The following is a 16,922-nucleotide window of genomic DNA, read 5'->3' on the forward strand; positions in this document are numbered from 1 at the left end:
AAAAAATCAGGTTAACCTAAATGTTGACAGAGGCTAAATACAATTTTCGTCAGAATTACCTTACTGTTTTTCTTTGGCATTGAGTTCAGCAATGAGCTTGTCGCCTTCAACATCAAGGTTAGGAAGTAAGCGATCCAGCCATTTTGGCAGCCACCAGGACTTATCTCCAAAGAGAGACATTACAGCTGGAACCAGTGCCATCCGAACAATAAATGCATCAATCAGAATCCCTAGGGCCAAGGCGAAGCCAATCTGCTTGATCATAATATCATGTGTGAAAATGAATCCTGCAAATACGGACACCATGATAATGGCAGCTGCAACCACAACTCGGCTTGCCATCTGATAACCATTCATAACACTTTGATTACCACGATGACCGTGTACATAAGATTCCCTCATCGAGGATACCAGGAAGACCTGATAATCCATGGCCAAGCCGTAGAGAATCCCTGTAACCATGATTGGAATAAAGCTAAGCAGAGGACCACCCGTATCGAAATCGAACAATGCCTTCGCCCATCCCCATTGGAATACGGCAGTGGTCAGACCGAACGTGGCCAGAATACTAAGCAAAAACCCTATCGTTGCCTTGATTGGAACGAGGATGGACCGGAAGACCAAAAGAAGAATGATTAGGGATAGAACAACAATGATTCCGATATATACCGGGAAAACTTCAGCCAGTTTGGCAGACATGTCAATGTTGACCGCTGTCAGTCCGGTAACGCCAAGTTTCATGTCGTGATTAACCGCAATGGAAGAGTCCGGGGAACGCAATTCTTCAACAAGCTGCTTGGTTGCTGAGTCTGTTGGACCTGAATCCGGAATAAGACTCAAAATCGCCATTTTGCCATCTTCACTCACACCGGCAGGTGTCACGACAGAGACATGCTCAAATTGTTGCAGATCTTGTGCGATACTGCCCAATGTTTGCAGGGAGACGGTCTTGGAAGCATCTGTTGGTTCGGCGACAATGAGCAGGGGACCATTGAATCCTTCACCGAAACCTTTTGTAATGGCATCATAACTTTGACGTGCTGTAGTGTCCAGGTTGGCAGTAGCACCTGAAGGCATACCCAGTTCCATTTTGGCAACCGGGATTGCAGCAGTTCCCAGAATAACAATGACGCCTACAATCACAAGCCAACGGAATTTCACAACACCAGAGATCCAGCGGTTCGCAAATCCGTTTGATTTTTTGTGTGCTTTGGACTGATTCTTCTCCCTTGCTTTACGAGAGCAGATGCGCTCACCCAGAAGACCCAGCAATGCCGGGAGAAGAGTTAGGGCGATAAGTACGCTGAAGAGTACGGTAACTGATGCAACAATGGCCATCATGCTCAGGAAGGTGATACCAATAACCAGCATTCCACAAAGCGCAATGATAACCGTTAATCCTGCAAAGAACACGGCACTACCTGCAGTGCCGACCGCTCTGCTGGCTGCCTCGCGTGCATTCAGGTTTTGGTCAAAAATTAGTCTCCGCTGACGATTGACGATGAATAATGCATAGTCAATACCAACTGCAAGTCCGATCATGAGTGCCAAAACAGGTGTAAAGGATGTCATCGTTACGAAACTGGATACGGCAAATGCGCCACCAACACCAGCCGCCACTCCAAAGAGGGCAATGACAATCGGCAAACCTGCGGCAACGACAGAACCAAGCGTCATGAACAACACAATTGCCGCAATAACCAAACCGTAGATTTCGTTGGTTCCGATCGGAATACCCACTTCTTTTAAGGAATCACTAGGTAATACCGTGATGTTTGTACCTTGTTCAGCTTCGCTTACGGCATTCACTATTGAATCCGTGACACCTTTTGGCAGGGAGTTTTGTTGTACGGTGAATTGAAATTGGAATAGAGCAACATCCCCAGCGTTTGAGATCAACACCCCGGGTACAGGCATTCCATCAATCATCAAGGGGCCATAAGGAGGCAGGTTGCTTGGATCCGCACTCGCTTGGCTGGCTGCAGCCGCACTTTGACTGGCCTGTTCTTGCATGGCTGCGGCATCAGCGCCACTTGCAGCAGCTAACTCGGCAGGATTAATTACATAATCGTTTTTATAGACCTCGCTTACTGCCTTACTGATAGCTGCCAGATTCTCCGGCGTATCCAGCCGCTCGCCTTCAGGAATATTAAATATCACACTTCCCTGGCCGCCAGAGGCTTCAGGTAGTTCTTTTTCCAATTTGTCCAGAACGTTCTGGGATGCTGTTCCTTCGAGTTTAATGTCCGAGGAGACATGCACACCGTTCATGCCAAGCGCAGTGCCTACAATGCCGAGCACCAAAATCCAACCAATAATGAAATACCACGGTTTGTCGTAAGCCGTTTTCCCCAGCCTGTAGAGTAATTTAGACATCGAATTGATTTCTCTCCTTTTATCTCTGTTGTTCTAAAATCCATCTCGCAAATACTTAAACATCGAATCTATGTACTCATCGAATGAAATAGATTCTTCCTTTTCTTCTGAAGAGAGTCCGGGTAGTTGTACGTGGACACTGCCATCCAGCATAGGGATGATTGCTGCACAAACAGCTCCTGCAAGAAAGTGATTATAACCAGCCGGGTAGCGGTCTCCGAACAATTCACTTAACATCATTTTAGCTCCATTTTGCAGGCGGTTTAACAGGGTAAGTGTGTGAGGCATTAAGCTCGGATAAGACTTGGACAACTCCAAAATCTGATGAATTCGACGAAGAACTTCTTCAGTCAGTTGCATCTTGATGAACTGATACATGACCTCAAGCGGAGTTGTATCTTCGGGGAGGTTACTGATCATTTCGAAGTATTCGTCCATCCTGTGAAAATGTTCGCCTGCCATAACCACAGCTTCTTCCTTGCAGGAGAAGTGGTTCGCAAACGTTCTTCGCGAGTATCCGGCACGCTGCACGACATCCTCAACTACAAATCCGTCCATTCCATGCTCTAATGCTAATTGGAATGCAGCTTCAGACAGAGCACTTGCAGTGGCTTCTTTCTTAATGGCACGTAAACTTTGTTTCAATTGGTCTCACCTCCAGTTCATTCAATGAGTTAAAGAATACATCTATCATATCAACTCGTTGCCCAATGTGCAATTTTACCCAAAGGGAAATTTTGTTCTTAAGGAATTTTGATTCATAGAATTGTCATGTTTTGTACGATGTCCCAATGATTAAATGTGTGGACAGGACTGAAAAAATCAATTATGTTAATACTTAACGAAAGTATTTTCATAAGTGATTGGAGGTGAAATAATGACGAAGGGGCCTATTACAAATAACACGATGCGAGTTAAGAAAATGAACCAGGAATTGGTGCGGCAAACGTTAAAAACGATGAAACAAGGTACCAAGTCCATGGTGGCGCAGGCAACAGGCTTGAGTGTCGCGACCTGCCGCAGCATATTGCTCGATCTGCTGGATGCGGGTGAACTCGTAGAGCTCGATTTGGAGGAATCGAGTGGAGGTCGGCCTGCTCAGATTTATAAATATAACGAAAACTATTCCTATATCGTTTGTCTTATGGTCAAGGCTGGAATCGATCACCACTCCATCTCCTATGCCGTTGTTAATCTGGCAGGAGAGACGGTGGAAAAAGGGTGCGAGATGACGGAAATAGAGCAAATGAATGAAGCATTCATCTATCAGCTGATTGATCGGCTTATAGAGAATTATCCGCATATCCGAGCTGTGGGTATTGGTGTTCCAGGGGCGGTTCATCAAGGAGTCATCAATGTGTCGGATATCCCAAACCTGGTTCATGTTCCGCTCGCTGCCTCCATACGAGAAAAACATGGTGTTGAGGTTATTGTAGAAAACGACATGAACTTAACCGTTTACGGACTGTATCAGAAGCAGGAATACGAAGATGAGAAGTCCATTGTCGTTGCCACATTCATTGAGGGCTCTTTTCCAGGTGCAGGCATCATGATTGATGGACACATACACAGGGGGAATACCCGGTTTGCCGGAGAGATCGCCTTTTTACCGTTAGGGTTGACCCCGGATGAACAGTTCAGGCAGCTCCATAATCGAGATACCTTTCATCCGCTAGCGGCCCGTGCGATTTCGAGCCTGATTGTTGTTATGAACCCGGAAACACTTGCATTAACGGGCAGTCTGGTACAGCCAGCAGATGTGGATATTATCCGCAATGAATGCCAGAAGTACATACCAGAGATGCATATGCCACAGTTCAGACTGTTGGACGAACCAGATGAGGATTATATGTACGGATTAATTACGATGACGCTGGAAAGCCTCTCCTATGCGCTGGAATTGGTGGAAAAGCGGAGGTAACGTAGATGATTAGAAAATAGAGAGGAATGTGAAACATACGATGAAAACGGAAAAACAGAAGATGCTGGATGGAGAACTTTATATGGCCTGGGACCCTGAATTGACGCGTGATCGTGCATATGCTAGGCGAATGACACGCATGTTTAATCAGAGTACCGAAACGGATGAGGAACTCAGGACAGATATTTTGAAGAAATTGTTGGGATCAACGGGGGAGCATATAGGCATGGAACCCAACATCCGGTTCGATTACGGTTACAATATCCATGTGGGCGACCACTTCTATACCAATTTTGATTGTACCATTTTGGATGTTTGTGAGGTGCGGATAGGCAGTCACTGCATGTTTGGACCAGGTGTTCATATCTATACGGCCACACACCCGATCGACCCTTTTGAAAGAAATAAAGGTCCCGAATATGGTAAACCGGTAACGATCGGTAATAATGTTTGGGTAGGCGGAAGAGCCATTATCAATCCAGGAGTGACCATCGGGAACAATGTCGTCATTGCATCCGGAGCTGTGGTAACGAAGGATGTTGCGGACAACATGGTTGTTGGAGGTAATCCAGCGAAGGTACTTAAGGAAATCGAAGTCTCACATTAAAATTTTTCGTAGCAGCGCGAGACGCCAGTGAATCCGATGTTTTCAAAAAAACGTTCAAAACACCCGTACCAGGTTTGTTCCTGAATATGGGTGTTTTCTTTTAATTGAAGAACTAACTTGGTTACAAACATAACGAATCGTCTTGCGAATGCGGGCACTCTTTTTTACATATGGGCAATGGGATCGATCTTGTGTTAACATGTGCACTAACTAATCCTATAGCATCTTAAGAAGGGGAACCCATGTCAATTCGAATAAAAATGCTGCTGTCCTTCACGGGCATGCTCGTTATAAGTCTGCTGTTCATCCTGCTTACGGCAAGTCTGTATACGATTGCGGCCACAGGGGATCTGCAGAGTTTTCGCGATATTTACAAGGTACATTATCAGATCAATCCACTGACTGAGCAGGGAGAGGCGATTTTTCAAGAGATGAAGTTTTTGGCCAAAAATGATCCCGACGAGCTGCAAAACAAGGTTTTGCTGCGTGAGTACGATATGAAGCTTCGAGCCGAGAAGTCAGGGCTTTACGTCAGACGGGAGAATAGCCAGATCTTCGAATCGCTGACCTTCAACCAGCCTGAGCTGAAGCAGGCACTGCCTGCCTATGATCTTAACAATTATCAGATTCGGAGCACGTTCAACATTAGTGAACGTTTCTATGCGTATGCGAAATTTGATTTTCAGTATTCAGATGGAGAACGGGGAAGTATCTTCGTCATTCGCGAGAGAAGTCCCTTTGCGGAGCTTACGCGCAAGCTGTTACCTGTGATGTCACTCCTGCTTATCGGTGTTCTCATCATTGCGAACCTGCTCTTGTTCCGCTGGATCACTCGCAGCTTCATTAAGCCGTTGAATCAACTGAAGACTTCAGCCGAACATATTAAGGATGGGAATCTATCCTTTAAGCTTCAGCTCAATTCCAACGACGAGGTTGGACAGCTCAGCGAGGCTTTTGAAAGCATGCGGAATCAGCTGCAGCGCTCGAATGCGTTACGGCAGCAAGACGAAGTGAACCGCAGAGAACTGATTTCCAACATTTCGCATGACCTTCGCACACCGATCACCAATATTAAAGGCTATATCGAGGGCATTCGTGATGGAGTAGCCAACACGCCCGAGAAAATGGAGACATACGTCAATATCATTCACTCCAAAGCAGTCAGTATGGATAAGTTGGTGGATGAACTGTTTCTGTATTCGAAGCTCGACTTGAATCAAGAGCCGTTCCTGTTCAAAATGGTAGACCTCGTCGATTTCCTTGAAGACAGCATTGAAGAGCTGAGATACGATCTGGAGGACAAGGGAGTTGCCTTGGATTGGGATAATCAGGCGTCTCGTCCGGTCATGGCTTCTGTGGATCTGGATAAATTAAAACGCACCGTTGTGAATGTAGTGGATAATGCACTCAAATATATGGAAAATGAAAACAAGCGATTCGGCATCACGCTTCAAGCAGATGACGAATGGATTACGATGGCTTTTAAGGATAATGGGAAGGGAATACCGGAAGAGGCGCTGCCTCATATATTTGAACGCTTTTATCGGGCAGAGCAATCCCGCAATTCATCAACAGGCGGAAGTGGATTGGGACTGGCGATAGCCCGCCAAATCATTGATGGTCACGGAGGCTTCATCTGGGCGAAAAGCAAACAGGGTGAAGGTACGATCATTTATATTAAACTGAAACGGCTGATGGACGAGAAGGGGATAAGAGGCAATGACTAACATTTTGATCATCGAGGACGAAACAACGATAGCGGAACTGGAACGAGACTATTTTGAGCTCAACGGATTTTCTGTGGACCTCTGCCATACCGGAGATGAAGGGCTGAAGAGGGCACTGGAGGGAAACTACAATCTGATCATTGTGGACCTGATGCTACCGGGACTGGACGGTTTTGAATTGTGCAGGCGCATTCGCGAGGTGAAGGAGGTGCCGATCCTTGTCGTCTCCGCGAAAAAGGAAGAGATCGATAAGATCAGGACTTTCAATTTGGGCGTCGATGATTTTATCACTAAACCGTTCAGCCCAAGCGAGTTGGTTGCAAGAGCAAAGGCTCATTTGACCCGATATGAGAGACTCCTCGGCAAAAGCAAACCAGCTGAGCAGGATGAAATCCACATTCGCGGTCTTCACATCGACAAGGGATCACGCCGCGTTTTTGCCAATGGAGAAGAGGTGGCGATTACAACCAAGGAATTCGATCTGCTCGTATTTCTTGCGAGTCACCCCAACCGGGTATTCAGCAAATCTGATCTGTTTGAGCGTATTTGGGGCATGGATTCCAGTGGTGATATTGCAACGGTTACGGTCCATATTCGCAAACTGCGTGGGAAGCTGGAGGCGGATCCCAAAAATCCGGATTACATTGAAACCGTCTGGGGCGCGGGCTACCGGTTCACCGTATAAGTTTCGAGAAAAATTAGATTCAGTTTATAATTTGTTAATATTTTTGTCCTTGGGAGTTTCTTTTTGTTCTCTATTCTATAGGTACAGGCAACTACAACCTATAGAGGAGGAATTCAAACATGAATCCTACAACCCGAAAAATCGCTACATTTCTAACCATAACTGCATTAGGTGCTGCTGTATACCCATTAACTGCCAATCAAGTACATGCAGCTACATACGTGACTAACGTTGCCGCAGCAACGACACAGCTTACCAATCAGCAGATCGACGCTGCTGTTAAAGAATTGAACAGCTTGGGAATCATGAACGGATATGCCGATCAATCGATGGGTGAACATAGAGCCATTAGCCGTGCAGAGTTAGCGTCACTGGTGTATAAAACATTTAATCTGGAGAGCAAGACGGGAGAAAACGTCGAACTGACGGACGTGAATCCTAACGCGTGGTATGCACCTTATGCATCAAAGCTCGTTGAACTTGGCATCATGCAGGCGAACGAGGGTCTATTTGATCCGCAAAGTCAAGTGTCGGATGCAGAACTTGAACAAGTCGTATCCAAAGCAATGCAGCGCGACGTAAAATCCGTGCACCATTGGATGAGCACTTTCTACTCTGAGAACGGCTCGGCCACGCGAGGCGAATCAGCGGTGCTGCTGCAAACGGCCCGTCAGGCGATTCCTTCTGACCTGGCTCAAATCCAGAGTGTTCGATCCCTGAATGCCATTACGTTAGTTGTCACGTTCGACAAGCCGCTGACAGCAGCGGATGAAGTATTTGTCAAGGCTCAGACAGATTTTGCATTCAGTGGTGGACTGACGTTAACCAACATGCCTCGTTTGAAAACAGGCTCCATCGCGACATATATCGTCCCAACCTCCGTTCAAAATGCGGGGGAAACGTATAGCCTTACTTATAAAGGCCAAGATGCTGGTTCCTTTGAAGGCAGTGACACGAAGTTAAATATGACGACTGCCAGTCAAGTAACGAATGATACGTTTGAGATTGAAGCACTGCAAGAGAATGGTGTAGTGGATTACGGTTATATTATTTCGGCTTACAGCGGCGGACGAGGAGCTAATGCATTCGTGCTGAATGATCAGGAACAAGCCGGAGGCAAAACATATCAAATCATCTCTTCCATGCAGGCAAGACAAGTTGTAATTACGCCAGAAGGTGGCGAGCCAATCGTTGCCAAATATGTTCCGTTCACGCAATCGACAGATGGCAAACAAGAACCGAAGTTTCGTTTGCCTGAAGGACAAACGCTGCAATCCGGCGTCACATATACGGTTTCTTCTGACTGGGCGAACATCGACAATGCTTCATTCACTGCGAGATCGTTTGATGCGCTGGAGGTTGCAAGTGCTAAGGCTGTGAGCGAAACTTCAATTGAAGTTTCGCTTGTGCAAGATCCTGGGGACGAACTGTTCTCTGGTCGAAATGTAACGTTAACTCCACCTAGCGGTGACGAGCTGACAGCCACTTATAAATATTCAAGCCGAAAAGGTGCAACCGGAGTGTTTGACCTTGTCAATGATGGCAAGTTGACGCCAGGCACTACCTATACATTAAACCCAGTAGGGGACTGGAGTGTCGCTTCATCGGTAATCGTGACACCGTAGGAAGGGAGGCAGTATGAGTAAGCCGCTAATGATGGTCATCCTATTAAGCAGTATTTTCTTCGTCCAAGGCTGCGTGTCTGAACAGAATAACGACTATACATTGGAGGAGAAAATGTCGATGACTTCACTGGACATACAGTTGTTAGAGGCAGCGGAGCAAAGAGACACCGAAAGTATCGAAAAACTTATCGAAGAGGGCGCTAAAATTAATGCTCAAGACGAGAACGGAAGAACGGCTGCCATGATTGCGACTTACAATAATGATCTGGCATCAGCCGCGATGTTGATTGAAGCTGGTGCAGATGTTAATATACAGGACGATATGAAGAATAACCCGTTTCTGTACGCTGGCGCTGAAGGATACCTGGATATTTTGAAACTTGCGATTGAGGCAGGAGCGGACCCGGCGATCACGAATCGATATGGAGGAACAGCACTTATTCCCGCTTCGGAGCATGGATATGTGGATGTTGTGCGGGAACTTCTGACTCAAACTTCAGTAAATGTGAACCATGTTAACGAATTGGGATGGACGGCACTGCTCGAAGCAATCATATTGAACGATGGCAATGCACGTCAGCAGGAGACGATTCAATTACTCATTGATCATGGAGCAGACGTGAACATTTCGGATGGCGATGGTGTGTCTCCGCTCAGTCATGCGAAGAATAAAGGCTTCAAGGAAATTGAAGAGATTCTGGTTCGAGCGGGTGCGAAATAGAGCATCGTTTTGTAGGAGAAAGTGACATGGCAGCACCGCTCAGATACCATTGTATAGAGTATTTGTACATCAAGTCGCCTATATGGCGACTTTTTTTGTTTGTAGACAACTAATTGTTTTGAATATTGAATAAATCCCCTTAAATATATAATTCTTCTTCATTGGAGTATTATGGGTTATCATAAGTATGTTACTTTCATAACTGTCAGTAAGTGAACTATTTACAAAAGAATTAGAAAGGATTTTACACAACCTTTGTGAATTTAGGATGATAGCTTAAGCTGAATTATTAATGGAGAAAGGAGAGAAGGTATGGAAAAAACATTTAAAACAATCTATCCAAGGGCCAAATTAAATTTACTAGCGATGTCCATATTAGAAATTGTTTTTTTTATTAGATTGAATGTAAGCGATGATCAAGGGTCCAAATTTTTTTACTCGTTTATGACCATCATGATTTTGACTTATCTCATCGTGCTGCTGAAAATGTTATTCACTAAACTTACGTTTACTTTAGGAACAGATTATGTCATCTGTTCAAAAGCCAATAAATATGAATCTTCTCAGATTGAATCTATTTATATGAGTTACAAAAGAATAGGTTTTAAATTAAATAATCGGCGATTGGTGCCTATGAATTTGTGTTTTTATTTTGACAAGGATGAGGAGGACGAAGGATTAAGGAAACTGAATGAATGGGCAGAACACAATAAGATAGAAGTGAAAGACAAGTTTTTTCAGACATTAATGTAAAGATGGAAGTTTATCAATCTTTTAAAAACATATTTAAATCTTTACTACAATAGATGGGTGAAAGGATTATCTCATGAAAAGAATGATGCTCTCTGTACTTTTACTACTAATTCTTAGTGCATGTAATAATAATCAGTTTGATAAAGAAACCTGGTTAACAGAACCGGAGAAAAGAAATAGCATGGTGTACAGTTTGAAAAACAAGTATGAACTTATTGGCATGACAGAAACGGAGATTATTGACTTACTTGGCGAACCAGCACAAAAGGTAAATGAGCCTTCTCTTCAGTATGTGTATTACATGGGAAGAGCAGGTTTTGGTGTCGATGACAGCTTATTACGACTGAATTTTAATAAAGACAGTGAAATTGAAAGTCATGAGGTGACTAACGATTAGGGAGTTTGCCAAATGAGGTAGTTAAAGATTCTATGTAACGAAGGGAAGGGGTTAATCATGATTACACTCAGAAAAATTACACTGGATAACCGGCGTGCCATATTTAACTTGGAAGTAGCAGATGAGCAGCAAAAATATGTAGCATCCAATCTTTCAAGTGTCGCATCGTGCTATGTTCTTGCAACCAATGGAGGTTCCCCTTTTCCGTTTGCAATTTACGCTGATGAACAACCTGTAGGTTTTGTTATGATTACGTATGGAATCACCGGTTATGATCTTCCTGAAATCGCTGACAATAACTACTGTATATTACGGCTCATGATCGACAGAGAGCACCAGAAACAGGGCTATGGTCGTGAAGCGCTGAAGAAAACGATAGAGTTCATTCGAACTTTCCCAGCTGGTCCTGCGCGATTATGTTGGATTCCGTATAGCCCAGACAACTTGGCTGCAAAAAAGCTGTACGACAGCCTAGGCTTCAACGAAAATGGTGAAGTGTGTCACGGTGAGCTTGTAACTGTACTCGAACTCTGAGTTTAATCAGTATGTCTTCTAAATGAGGAGGGAATATGGATTATATCAAATGGATCAGAAGTAAGGTCGGAAATGACATGATTATCCTGAATTTTTCGGGGGCGATTATTGAGAACAATAAAGGAGAAATTTTACTTCAGAGAAGACGGGATCGAAATGCATGGGGGTTCCCCGGAGGTGCAATGGAACTGGGAGAATCAGCAGTAGATACTGCAATTAGGGAAATAAAAGAGGAAACAGGTTTAGTTGTATCAATAGGAGATTTGGTTGGCATATATACAAAGTATTTTGATGAATATCCGAATGGAGATCAGGCTCAGACTATCGCATTTATGTATCGCGGAAAAGTTATCGGAGGTCAATTGGATGCTAGTAATGAAGAGAGCATTGAACTGAGATTTTTCAGTCCTGATTTCGTTCCAGAACTCTTTAACCAGCAGCACAAAGATGCTTTTGAAGACTTTATAAACAACCGAACAGGAATCAGTAGATAGCCTGGTAATATCAAACCTTAAATAAATCAGCCATAAGATCGAGATCGTCTGCTCCTATTTCTAAATACTCAAAAAACAATTAAACCATGAACATCTCAATGTCATGGTTTTTCAACTATTTTAGAATAATTATCAACCTCTGAACTCACCTATAAACAAAGGTAAAAGTTAATTAATAATGAATCATTACCTATTTCGGTTACACCAAGAAACCTATAATTGTTTAGGATAGAAGCAAGGCTTAATTTAAAGGATGATGAGGTGGGAAATACATGAAAGATTTTTTTCGCTATGACACGGCTGAGCAAAGAAAGTCTCTGCTACAACGGGCCAGAAATGTCGCTTTATCAGCGCTACAGCAGTATGATTTGGCGTGGGAACGCATTCAGTTTATTCAATTGTCGGATACGATTACATACAAAATCGAAACAAGTACAGCGGATTCGTATTTGCTTCGCATTCATTCCGATCGTTGGAGCAAGGAAGCAATCCAGTCAGAACTTATCTTTCTTCAATCTTTAAATGCTTTGGATGAGATATATGCCCCAGTGGGAGTAGCATCTATAAAAGGTCCTTATGTACTGGAGATCGACACAGCTGAGGATTATAAACGACCGTATGTCACGGTGATGAAGTGGGTGGAAGGAGAGCATCTAAACGGTGAAATTACAGGGAATCATGCAGCTATAATGGGAGACATGATGGGGAGACTTCATCAAGCAGCAGCCAAGTTTATCTCACCTCCGGGTTTTGTAAGGCCGGTCTGGGGAGCAGACTCTTTTAGAGGTGAGATGGCTAAGCTGGAGCAGTATTATACACGTTTTCTATCACATCAAGCCTGGACAGAATATCAGCATGCTGCCGAAAAGATTTTCGCTACACTTGCCGATATGGACGTAAATAAACAAAATTACGGAATGATCCACGCTGATTTGCATATCGGTAACATCGTTTTCAAGGGTGATCAACCTTTTCCCATTGATTTTGGAAGATGTGGTTACGGCTTTTTTCTCTATGACCTGGCAGGTGCTCTAGTGGGACTTTATCCAAGAGACCGAATGGTTTTTATTCAAAGTTATGAAAAGGTGAGGAGACCAGGAACGGATGTTATTCGGGACTTGGAATGTTTCTTTATCATGATTATGATTGAGAATTACTGTCATCACGCTTCTGATCCGGAAGAAACCTCAAGATTAATAGATGAACAACCATATGCTCAAGCGTGTATAAGAGAATTTTTAAAAGGAAACCCTTTTTTGTTTAATCCCATTGAACCAGTGGAGATCGATAGATCAACATTTGAACCTGAAACATAATTGAATGGCTTTATAGTTAGTTGTTTTGATTCTTCACACCCCACTCACACAACTCTTCCATGATCGGAAGCAGCGTCTCCGCTTTGGCTGTGAGACTGTATTCGACTTTGGGTGGTATTTGAGGATATTCCTTTCGGTTCACCAGACCGTCTGCTTCCAATTCCTTTAATTGTGAGCTTAATGTTCTATACGTAATGGCTCCAATCTGCCTTTGCAGATCATTAAAGCGAACGGTTTGACCTTCGGCCAAAAGGTAGAGAATGACCATTTTCCATTTGCCGCCGATTACAGACACCGTATAACCAAAAGGGGTATCCTGGATGTTCCTCACTTTGCCTTTATATTCAGCCATACTCATATGTACACTATCCTTCCGGGTAGTACCTATCATTAAAGTCCGTACTACGATTATATTTTCGTTCAGTTTATACTAGCCTTACTTTCAAGTAAAGGTGAAGGTTAGAGAAATGAAAATTTGATGTAACTAACATTCTATCGGGATTTTTGATAATATTTAGGGAGTCTGAATCATACCAGAGAGATCCAGGAAAGGCAGGCCAACCCCATGAATCTTATATTTCCGCAAGTTAGCACATCAGAAGAAATTGCAGAGCTGGCCCGTTTGGCCGCAGAAATTTGGCAGGAATATTATGTAGCTATCATTACCCTGGAGCAAATTGAATACATGATCCAAAAATACCAATCCGAGTCAGCCATTAAGGAACAGATCGATCAACAGGGATACGAATACTATTTTATCCAACGTGATGACTCTCCTGTCGGATACATGTCAGTCAGACAAGAAGAGGAAAAGCTGTTCCTGAGTAAATTTTATATCGGCAAGGAACATAGGGGACAGGGCTTCGCAAGCCAAGCGTTTGCTTTCCTGGAGCAACTATGTATTGAACGCAGCATTAACCTGATCTGGTTGACAGTCAATCGTCATAACGAATCCAGTATTGCTGTGTATGAGAAAAAAGGATTCCAGACGGTTTGTGAACAAGTTGCTGATATTGGCCATGGCTATGTAATGGATGATTTTATCATGGAAAAAGAAATTATCATTTCTTAAACGAAGAGAACTATGGCAAGTTCCAACAATGGTCAGATGTAGATACAAGTGAACATCGTTACGCTGGAGAAGTCGCTGAATTGGCGGCTTTTTTGGTCTGGAAAAGACGGCTGTTGAAATGCTCATTATAAATGAAAGCCCTTTCTTGATTCTATGATATACTACGATGTAACTGGCATATCATGAATAACATGTTTTTCCCATTCTCTATATCCTCTCACTTTCACTTGCAAAGGAGATGTCATGATGTTTAATGTTCTGGTTGTTGACGATGAGTCTGTTCAAAGAGAAGGAATTAAGAATTTGATAGCTCACTATGGCTTTCCTTTTCACATCATGGAAGCGGAGAACGGAAGGACCGCGGAACGGATTCTGGTTCAAAATGCAATTGATATCCTGATCACTGACGTCAAAATGCCACTCATGGACGGACTGGAACTTAGCAAGCAAGCACGTAAAACGCAGCAGAACTTGGATATTGTCATTTGCAGCGGATACGATGAGTTTGAATATGCCCGCAGTGCCATTCGACTGGGCGTTGTGAATTATTTGCTTAAACCACTGGTGAAGGAAGAGTTTCTGCAGGTCATGGTGGATATCACAAAACTGAGCCCGTACGGCGGGCAGTCTGAACCTGAATCCATGGAAATGAAGGTTATACGGCAGGTTAAGAACTATGTGAAGGATAATCATCAGAAAGATATTTCATTGTCTGAAGCGGCACACGATGTGTACCTGTCGCCAGGATATTTAAGCATTTTGTTTAAAAAGGAAACCGGAGAGAACTTCTCGAAATATTTGACGGATTACCGGCTGAGCCGCGCAAGTCATTTGCTGGTGCACTCGAATATGAAAATCAATGACATTGCGGTGGCTGTCGGCATCGACAACCATTCCTACTTTGCCAAGCTGTTCAAAAACAAGTTCGGCATCAGTCCGTTACAGTTCAGAGAGTGCGGGGTGCTTCATGATCGGGTGGATCAAGAGCAGATTCAATGATATCAGGTTCCGTAACAAGCTGCTGCTTTCGCATTTGGTCATTGCCCTTATTCCGATTCTACTGCTTGGACTGCTCTCCTTCATTCAATCGTACCGTATTCAAATGAAAGAGCTGCGAAGTGAAGCAGAAGCAAGCCTGGAGCAGGTGGCGAGCATCATGGATTACAAAATCAATCGGTACAATACGCTGAGCGAGTTTATGGTACTTAATCGGGAATTTTCGCAGATATTTACCAAAGATTACGATGATAATTATTATAATATGTACCTGGATTTTCGTGACATTATGGAGCCGTTGATCTCAAACATCAAAATGATGGACGATAATATTGAAGGGATTACCTTCTATACTTCCGGAGAATTGCTCGGAATTCGCAATAATATTTTGCCAATCGGGGAGTTCAGGAGCCAAGCGTGGTACGACGGTTTCCGAGGCAGGCGCTGGGTTGTGGATGGAGAGAAGCTTTATCTGGTTCAGGAACTGATCAGCAACCCGAAAGACAGCAACTTTATGGTGATTTCCATTCAGCATGACAGCATCTTTGGAGATCTGGATAATCTGTCTGAGCATGTGTCCGTTCATATTGAAGACTCGGATCAGCATGTTATTTTTCAGGAGAACAATAAGCGGAATGCGGTGAACGGATTGGAAAAAAAAGAGACTAGCGATCTGAGCCTAAACCGATCACTCTCCAGCAATGGCTGGACGATCCATTATAGTCTGCTGAATACCAATGCGTATGCAAATGCGATGGGCATTTTTCAAATTACTCTGTTTGTCATTATTCTCAGCCTGATCATTACCTTCCTGCTGATTTATGTTATCTCCAACAACTTTACGCGCCGGATTCTTCGTCTGAAGTACAAGGTCGACAAGGTTGAACGGAACAATCTGGAAGTGATCATTCAGAGTTCATCCCGGGACGAATTCGGTGAGCTGACGAACGGCATCGGTAAAATGCTCAGAAGAATCAACAGCCTGATCTCACAGGTATATCACGCCGAGATCGCCAAGAAGGAAAGTGAATATAACAGGCTGATCAGCCAGATTAATCCTCACTTTCTGTATAATACACTTTCATTTATCCGGTGGAGAGCCGAGAAGAAGGCAGATATTGAAACGAGTTATATGGTATCGGCATTAGCCCGTTTCTACAGAACGACATTGAACCAGGGGAGACATATGACCACGATTGAAGCTGAAACCCAGCATATTAAGGCATATCTGGATTTGCAGCTCATTATGAATGATGGTCTGTTTGACGTGGATTACGATATTGATGAAGAGTTGCTGCAAGCTGAAGTGATTCATTTTGTTTTACAGCCTATTGTAGAAAATGCTATTAAACACGGTTTTGTTAAGCCGGATGCGACGGATTACTGCATTCAGATTACGATCAATCGGGTGAACGAAGGTATAAAATTAGCTGTAACGGATAACGGCGCAGGCATGATGCCTGAACAAATCGTGCGGTTGCTAACCAGTGAAAATGGGGGATGTGGCGTGAGGAATGTGAATGATCGAATCAAACTGTATTATGGACAGGATTATGGACTCGCCATTCGGAGTGAGCCGGGGCACGGAACAGAAGTGTCTATGGTCATCCCGACTTCTACAGCATAACAACAAAAAAACAGACAGGCACAAAACAAAACGTTAGAAGTGAAGGCGGTTGCTGAGGCAGCCGCTTATTT

Annotated in this window: 17 protein-coding genes; 14 read left to right on the forward strand and 3 right to left on the reverse strand. The window is 43.7% G+C overall.

Annotation, left to right across the window (positions count from 1 at the left end):
• Positions 1-60: 60 nt before the first annotated feature.
• Together AAIH57_RS03830 and AAIH57_RS03835 are read right to left on the reverse strand one after the other, a co-directional pair.
• Entirely contained in the window at positions 61-2,376 is a 2,316-nt protein-coding gene (locus AAIH57_RS03830; RefSeq protein ID WP_175394356.1) for an MMPL family transporter, read from the reverse strand.
• Between the two features lie 33 nt (positions 2,377-2,409).
• The gene (locus tag AAIH57_RS03835; protein ID WP_246310749.1) at positions 2,410-3,021 is read right to left on the reverse strand and encodes a TetR/AcrR family transcriptional regulator; all 612 of its coding nucleotides are present in this window, start codon (positions 3,019-3,021) and stop codon (positions 2,410-2,412) included.
• Between the two features lie 232 nt (positions 3,022-3,253).
• Between AAIH57_RS03835 and AAIH57_RS03840 the strand changes: the two genes are divergently transcribed.
• From AAIH57_RS03840 to AAIH57_RS03890, 11 genes are all read left to right on the forward strand, one after another.
• Positions 3,254-4,297, forward strand: coding sequence for an ROK family protein (locus AAIH57_RS03840; RefSeq protein ID WP_175394357.1), 1,044 nt, complete (start codon positions 3,254-3,256; stop codon positions 4,295-4,297).
• 40 nt (positions 4,298-4,337) lie between these two features.
• On the forward strand, positions 4,338-4,904 hold the full coding sequence (locus tag AAIH57_RS03845) for a sugar O-acetyltransferase (RefSeq protein WP_430020596.1): 567 nt from the start codon (positions 4,338-4,340) through the stop codon (positions 4,902-4,904).
• A 242-nt stretch (positions 4,905-5,146) separates the two neighbouring features.
• A complete protein-coding gene (locus AAIH57_RS03850; protein ID WP_175394359.1) occupies positions 5,147-6,631 on the forward strand; it encodes a sensor histidine kinase in 1,485 nt (494 codons plus the stop codon).
• The gene (locus AAIH57_RS03855) at positions 6,624-7,316 is read left to right on the forward strand and encodes a response regulator transcription factor (RefSeq protein ID WP_430020597.1); all 693 of its coding nucleotides are present in this window, start codon (positions 6,624-6,626) and stop codon (positions 7,314-7,316) included. The genes AAIH57_RS03850 and AAIH57_RS03855 overlap by 8 nt, the downstream gene beginning before the upstream one ends.
• A gap of 119 nt (positions 7,317-7,435) precedes the next feature.
• The gene (locus tag AAIH57_RS03860; protein WP_430020598.1) at positions 7,436-8,941 is read left to right on the forward strand and encodes an S-layer homology domain-containing protein; all 1,506 of its coding nucleotides are present in this window, start codon (positions 7,436-7,438) and stop codon (positions 8,939-8,941) included.
• A 13-nt stretch (positions 8,942-8,954) separates the two neighbouring features.
• Complete coding sequence (locus AAIH57_RS03865) at positions 8,955-9,662, forward strand: ankyrin repeat domain-containing protein (protein ID WP_430020599.1); 708 nt, start codon at positions 8,955-8,957, stop codon at positions 9,660-9,662.
• A gap of 312 nt (positions 9,663-9,974) precedes the next feature.
• A complete protein-coding gene (locus AAIH57_RS03870; protein WP_430020600.1) occupies positions 9,975-10,415 on the forward strand; it encodes a hypothetical protein in 441 nt (146 codons plus the stop codon).
• Between the two features lie 73 nt (positions 10,416-10,488).
• Positions 10,489-10,812: a hypothetical protein gene (locus AAIH57_RS03875; protein ID WP_430020601.1), complete on the forward strand. Its 324-nt coding sequence runs from the start codon at positions 10,489-10,491 to the stop codon at positions 10,810-10,812.
• 57 nt (positions 10,813-10,869) lie between these two features.
• Positions 10,870-11,346 (forward strand): GNAT family N-acetyltransferase, encoded by a 477-nt coding sequence (locus AAIH57_RS03880; RefSeq protein WP_175394364.1) that lies wholly within the window; start codon positions 10,870-10,872, stop codon positions 11,344-11,346.
• A gap of 35 nt (positions 11,347-11,381) precedes the next feature.
• Positions 11,382-11,840, forward strand: coding sequence for an NUDIX hydrolase (locus AAIH57_RS03885; protein WP_175394365.1), 459 nt, complete (start codon positions 11,382-11,384; stop codon positions 11,838-11,840).
• Positions 11,841-12,112: 272 nt separating this feature from the next.
• Positions 12,113-13,156: a phosphotransferase enzyme family protein gene (locus AAIH57_RS03890; protein WP_430020602.1), complete on the forward strand. Its 1,044-nt coding sequence runs from the start codon at positions 12,113-12,115 to the stop codon at positions 13,154-13,156.
• Positions 13,157-13,172: 16 nt separating this feature from the next.
• Here AAIH57_RS03890 and AAIH57_RS03895 read toward each other — a convergent pair whose 3' ends face one another.
• On the reverse strand, positions 13,173-13,514 hold the full coding sequence (locus AAIH57_RS03895) for a winged helix-turn-helix transcriptional regulator (RefSeq protein ID WP_175394367.1): 342 nt from the start codon (positions 13,512-13,514) through the stop codon (positions 13,173-13,175).
• Positions 13,515-13,721: 207 nt separating this feature from the next.
• Between AAIH57_RS03895 and AAIH57_RS03900 the strand changes: the two genes are divergently transcribed.
• The 3 genes from AAIH57_RS03900 to AAIH57_RS03910 all read left to right on the forward strand — a co-directional run bounded on the left by AAIH57_RS03900 (position 13,722) and on the right by AAIH57_RS03910 (position 16,851).
• Positions 13,722-14,228 carry a GNAT family N-acetyltransferase gene (locus AAIH57_RS03900; RefSeq protein WP_430020603.1) on the forward strand — a complete coding sequence of 169 codons (507 nt, stop codon included), beginning with the start codon at positions 13,722-13,724 and terminating at the stop codon, positions 14,226-14,228.
• A 243-nt stretch (positions 14,229-14,471) separates the two neighbouring features.
• On the forward strand, positions 14,472-15,227 hold the full coding sequence (locus AAIH57_RS03905; protein WP_430020604.1) for a response regulator transcription factor: 756 nt from the start codon (positions 14,472-14,474) through the stop codon (positions 15,225-15,227).
• Complete coding sequence (locus AAIH57_RS03910; protein ID WP_430020605.1) at positions 15,196-16,851, forward strand: sensor histidine kinase; 1,656 nt, start codon at positions 15,196-15,198, stop codon at positions 16,849-16,851. The genes AAIH57_RS03905 and AAIH57_RS03910 overlap by 32 nt, the downstream gene beginning before the upstream one ends.
• The last annotated feature ends 71 nt before the right edge of the window (positions 16,852-16,922 follow it).

The sequence above is a fragment of the Paenibacillus sp. MABNR03 genome, from assembly GCF_050455445.1.
In the GTDB taxonomy this organism is placed as follows: Bacteria; Bacillota; Bacilli; order Paenibacillales; family Paenibacillaceae; genus Paenibacillus; species Paenibacillus xylanilyticus.

What these genes read in the sequence shown, in the direction of transcription:
- AAIH57_RS03830 (WP_175394356.1), bottom strand. Translation starts at nt 2,376, where the DNA reads ATGTCTAAATTACTCTACAGGCTGGGGAAAACGGCTTACGACAAACCG.
- AAIH57_RS03840 (WP_175394357.1), top strand. Translation starts at nt 3,254, where the DNA reads ATGACGAAGGGGCCTATTACAAATAACACGATGCGAGTTAAGAAAATG.
- AAIH57_RS03845 (WP_430020596.1), top strand. Translation starts at nt 4,338, where the DNA reads ATGAAAACGGAAAAACAGAAGATGCTGGATGGAGAACTTTATATGGCC.
- AAIH57_RS03850 (WP_175394359.1), top strand. Translation starts at nt 5,147, where the DNA reads ATGTCAATTCGAATAAAAATGCTGCTGTCCTTCACGGGCATGCTCGTT.
- AAIH57_RS03855 (WP_430020597.1), top strand. Translation starts at nt 6,624, where the DNA reads ATGACTAACATTTTGATCATCGAGGACGAAACAACGATAGCGGAACTG.
- AAIH57_RS03860 (WP_430020598.1), top strand. Translation starts at nt 7,436, where the DNA reads ATGAATCCTACAACCCGAAAAATCGCTACATTTCTAACCATAACTGCA.
- AAIH57_RS03865 (WP_430020599.1), top strand. Translation starts at nt 8,955, where the DNA reads ATGAGTAAGCCGCTAATGATGGTCATCCTATTAAGCAGTATTTTCTTC.
- AAIH57_RS03870 (WP_430020600.1), top strand. Translation starts at nt 9,975, where the DNA reads ATGGAAAAAACATTTAAAACAATCTATCCAAGGGCCAAATTAAATTTA.
- AAIH57_RS03875 (WP_430020601.1), top strand. Translation starts at nt 10,489, where the DNA reads ATGAAAAGAATGATGCTCTCTGTACTTTTACTACTAATTCTTAGTGCA.
- AAIH57_RS03880 (WP_175394364.1), top strand. Translation starts at nt 10,870, where the DNA reads ATGATTACACTCAGAAAAATTACACTGGATAACCGGCGTGCCATATTT.
- AAIH57_RS03885 (WP_175394365.1), top strand. Translation starts at nt 11,382, where the DNA reads ATGGATTATATCAAATGGATCAGAAGTAAGGTCGGAAATGACATGATT.
- AAIH57_RS03890 (WP_430020602.1), top strand. Translation starts at nt 12,113, where the DNA reads ATGAAAGATTTTTTTCGCTATGACACGGCTGAGCAAAGAAAGTCTCTG.
- AAIH57_RS03895 (WP_175394367.1), bottom strand. Translation starts at nt 13,514, where the DNA reads ATGAGTATGGCTGAATATAAAGGCAAAGTGAGGAACATCCAGGATACC.
- AAIH57_RS03900 (WP_430020603.1), top strand. Translation starts at nt 13,722, where the DNA reads ATGAATCTTATATTTCCGCAAGTTAGCACATCAGAAGAAATTGCAGAG.
- AAIH57_RS03905 (WP_430020604.1), top strand. Translation starts at nt 14,472, where the DNA reads ATGATGTTTAATGTTCTGGTTGTTGACGATGAGTCTGTTCAAAGAGAA.
- AAIH57_RS03910 (WP_430020605.1), top strand. Translation starts at nt 15,196, where the DNA reads ATGATCGGGTGGATCAAGAGCAGATTCAATGATATCAGGTTCCGTAAC.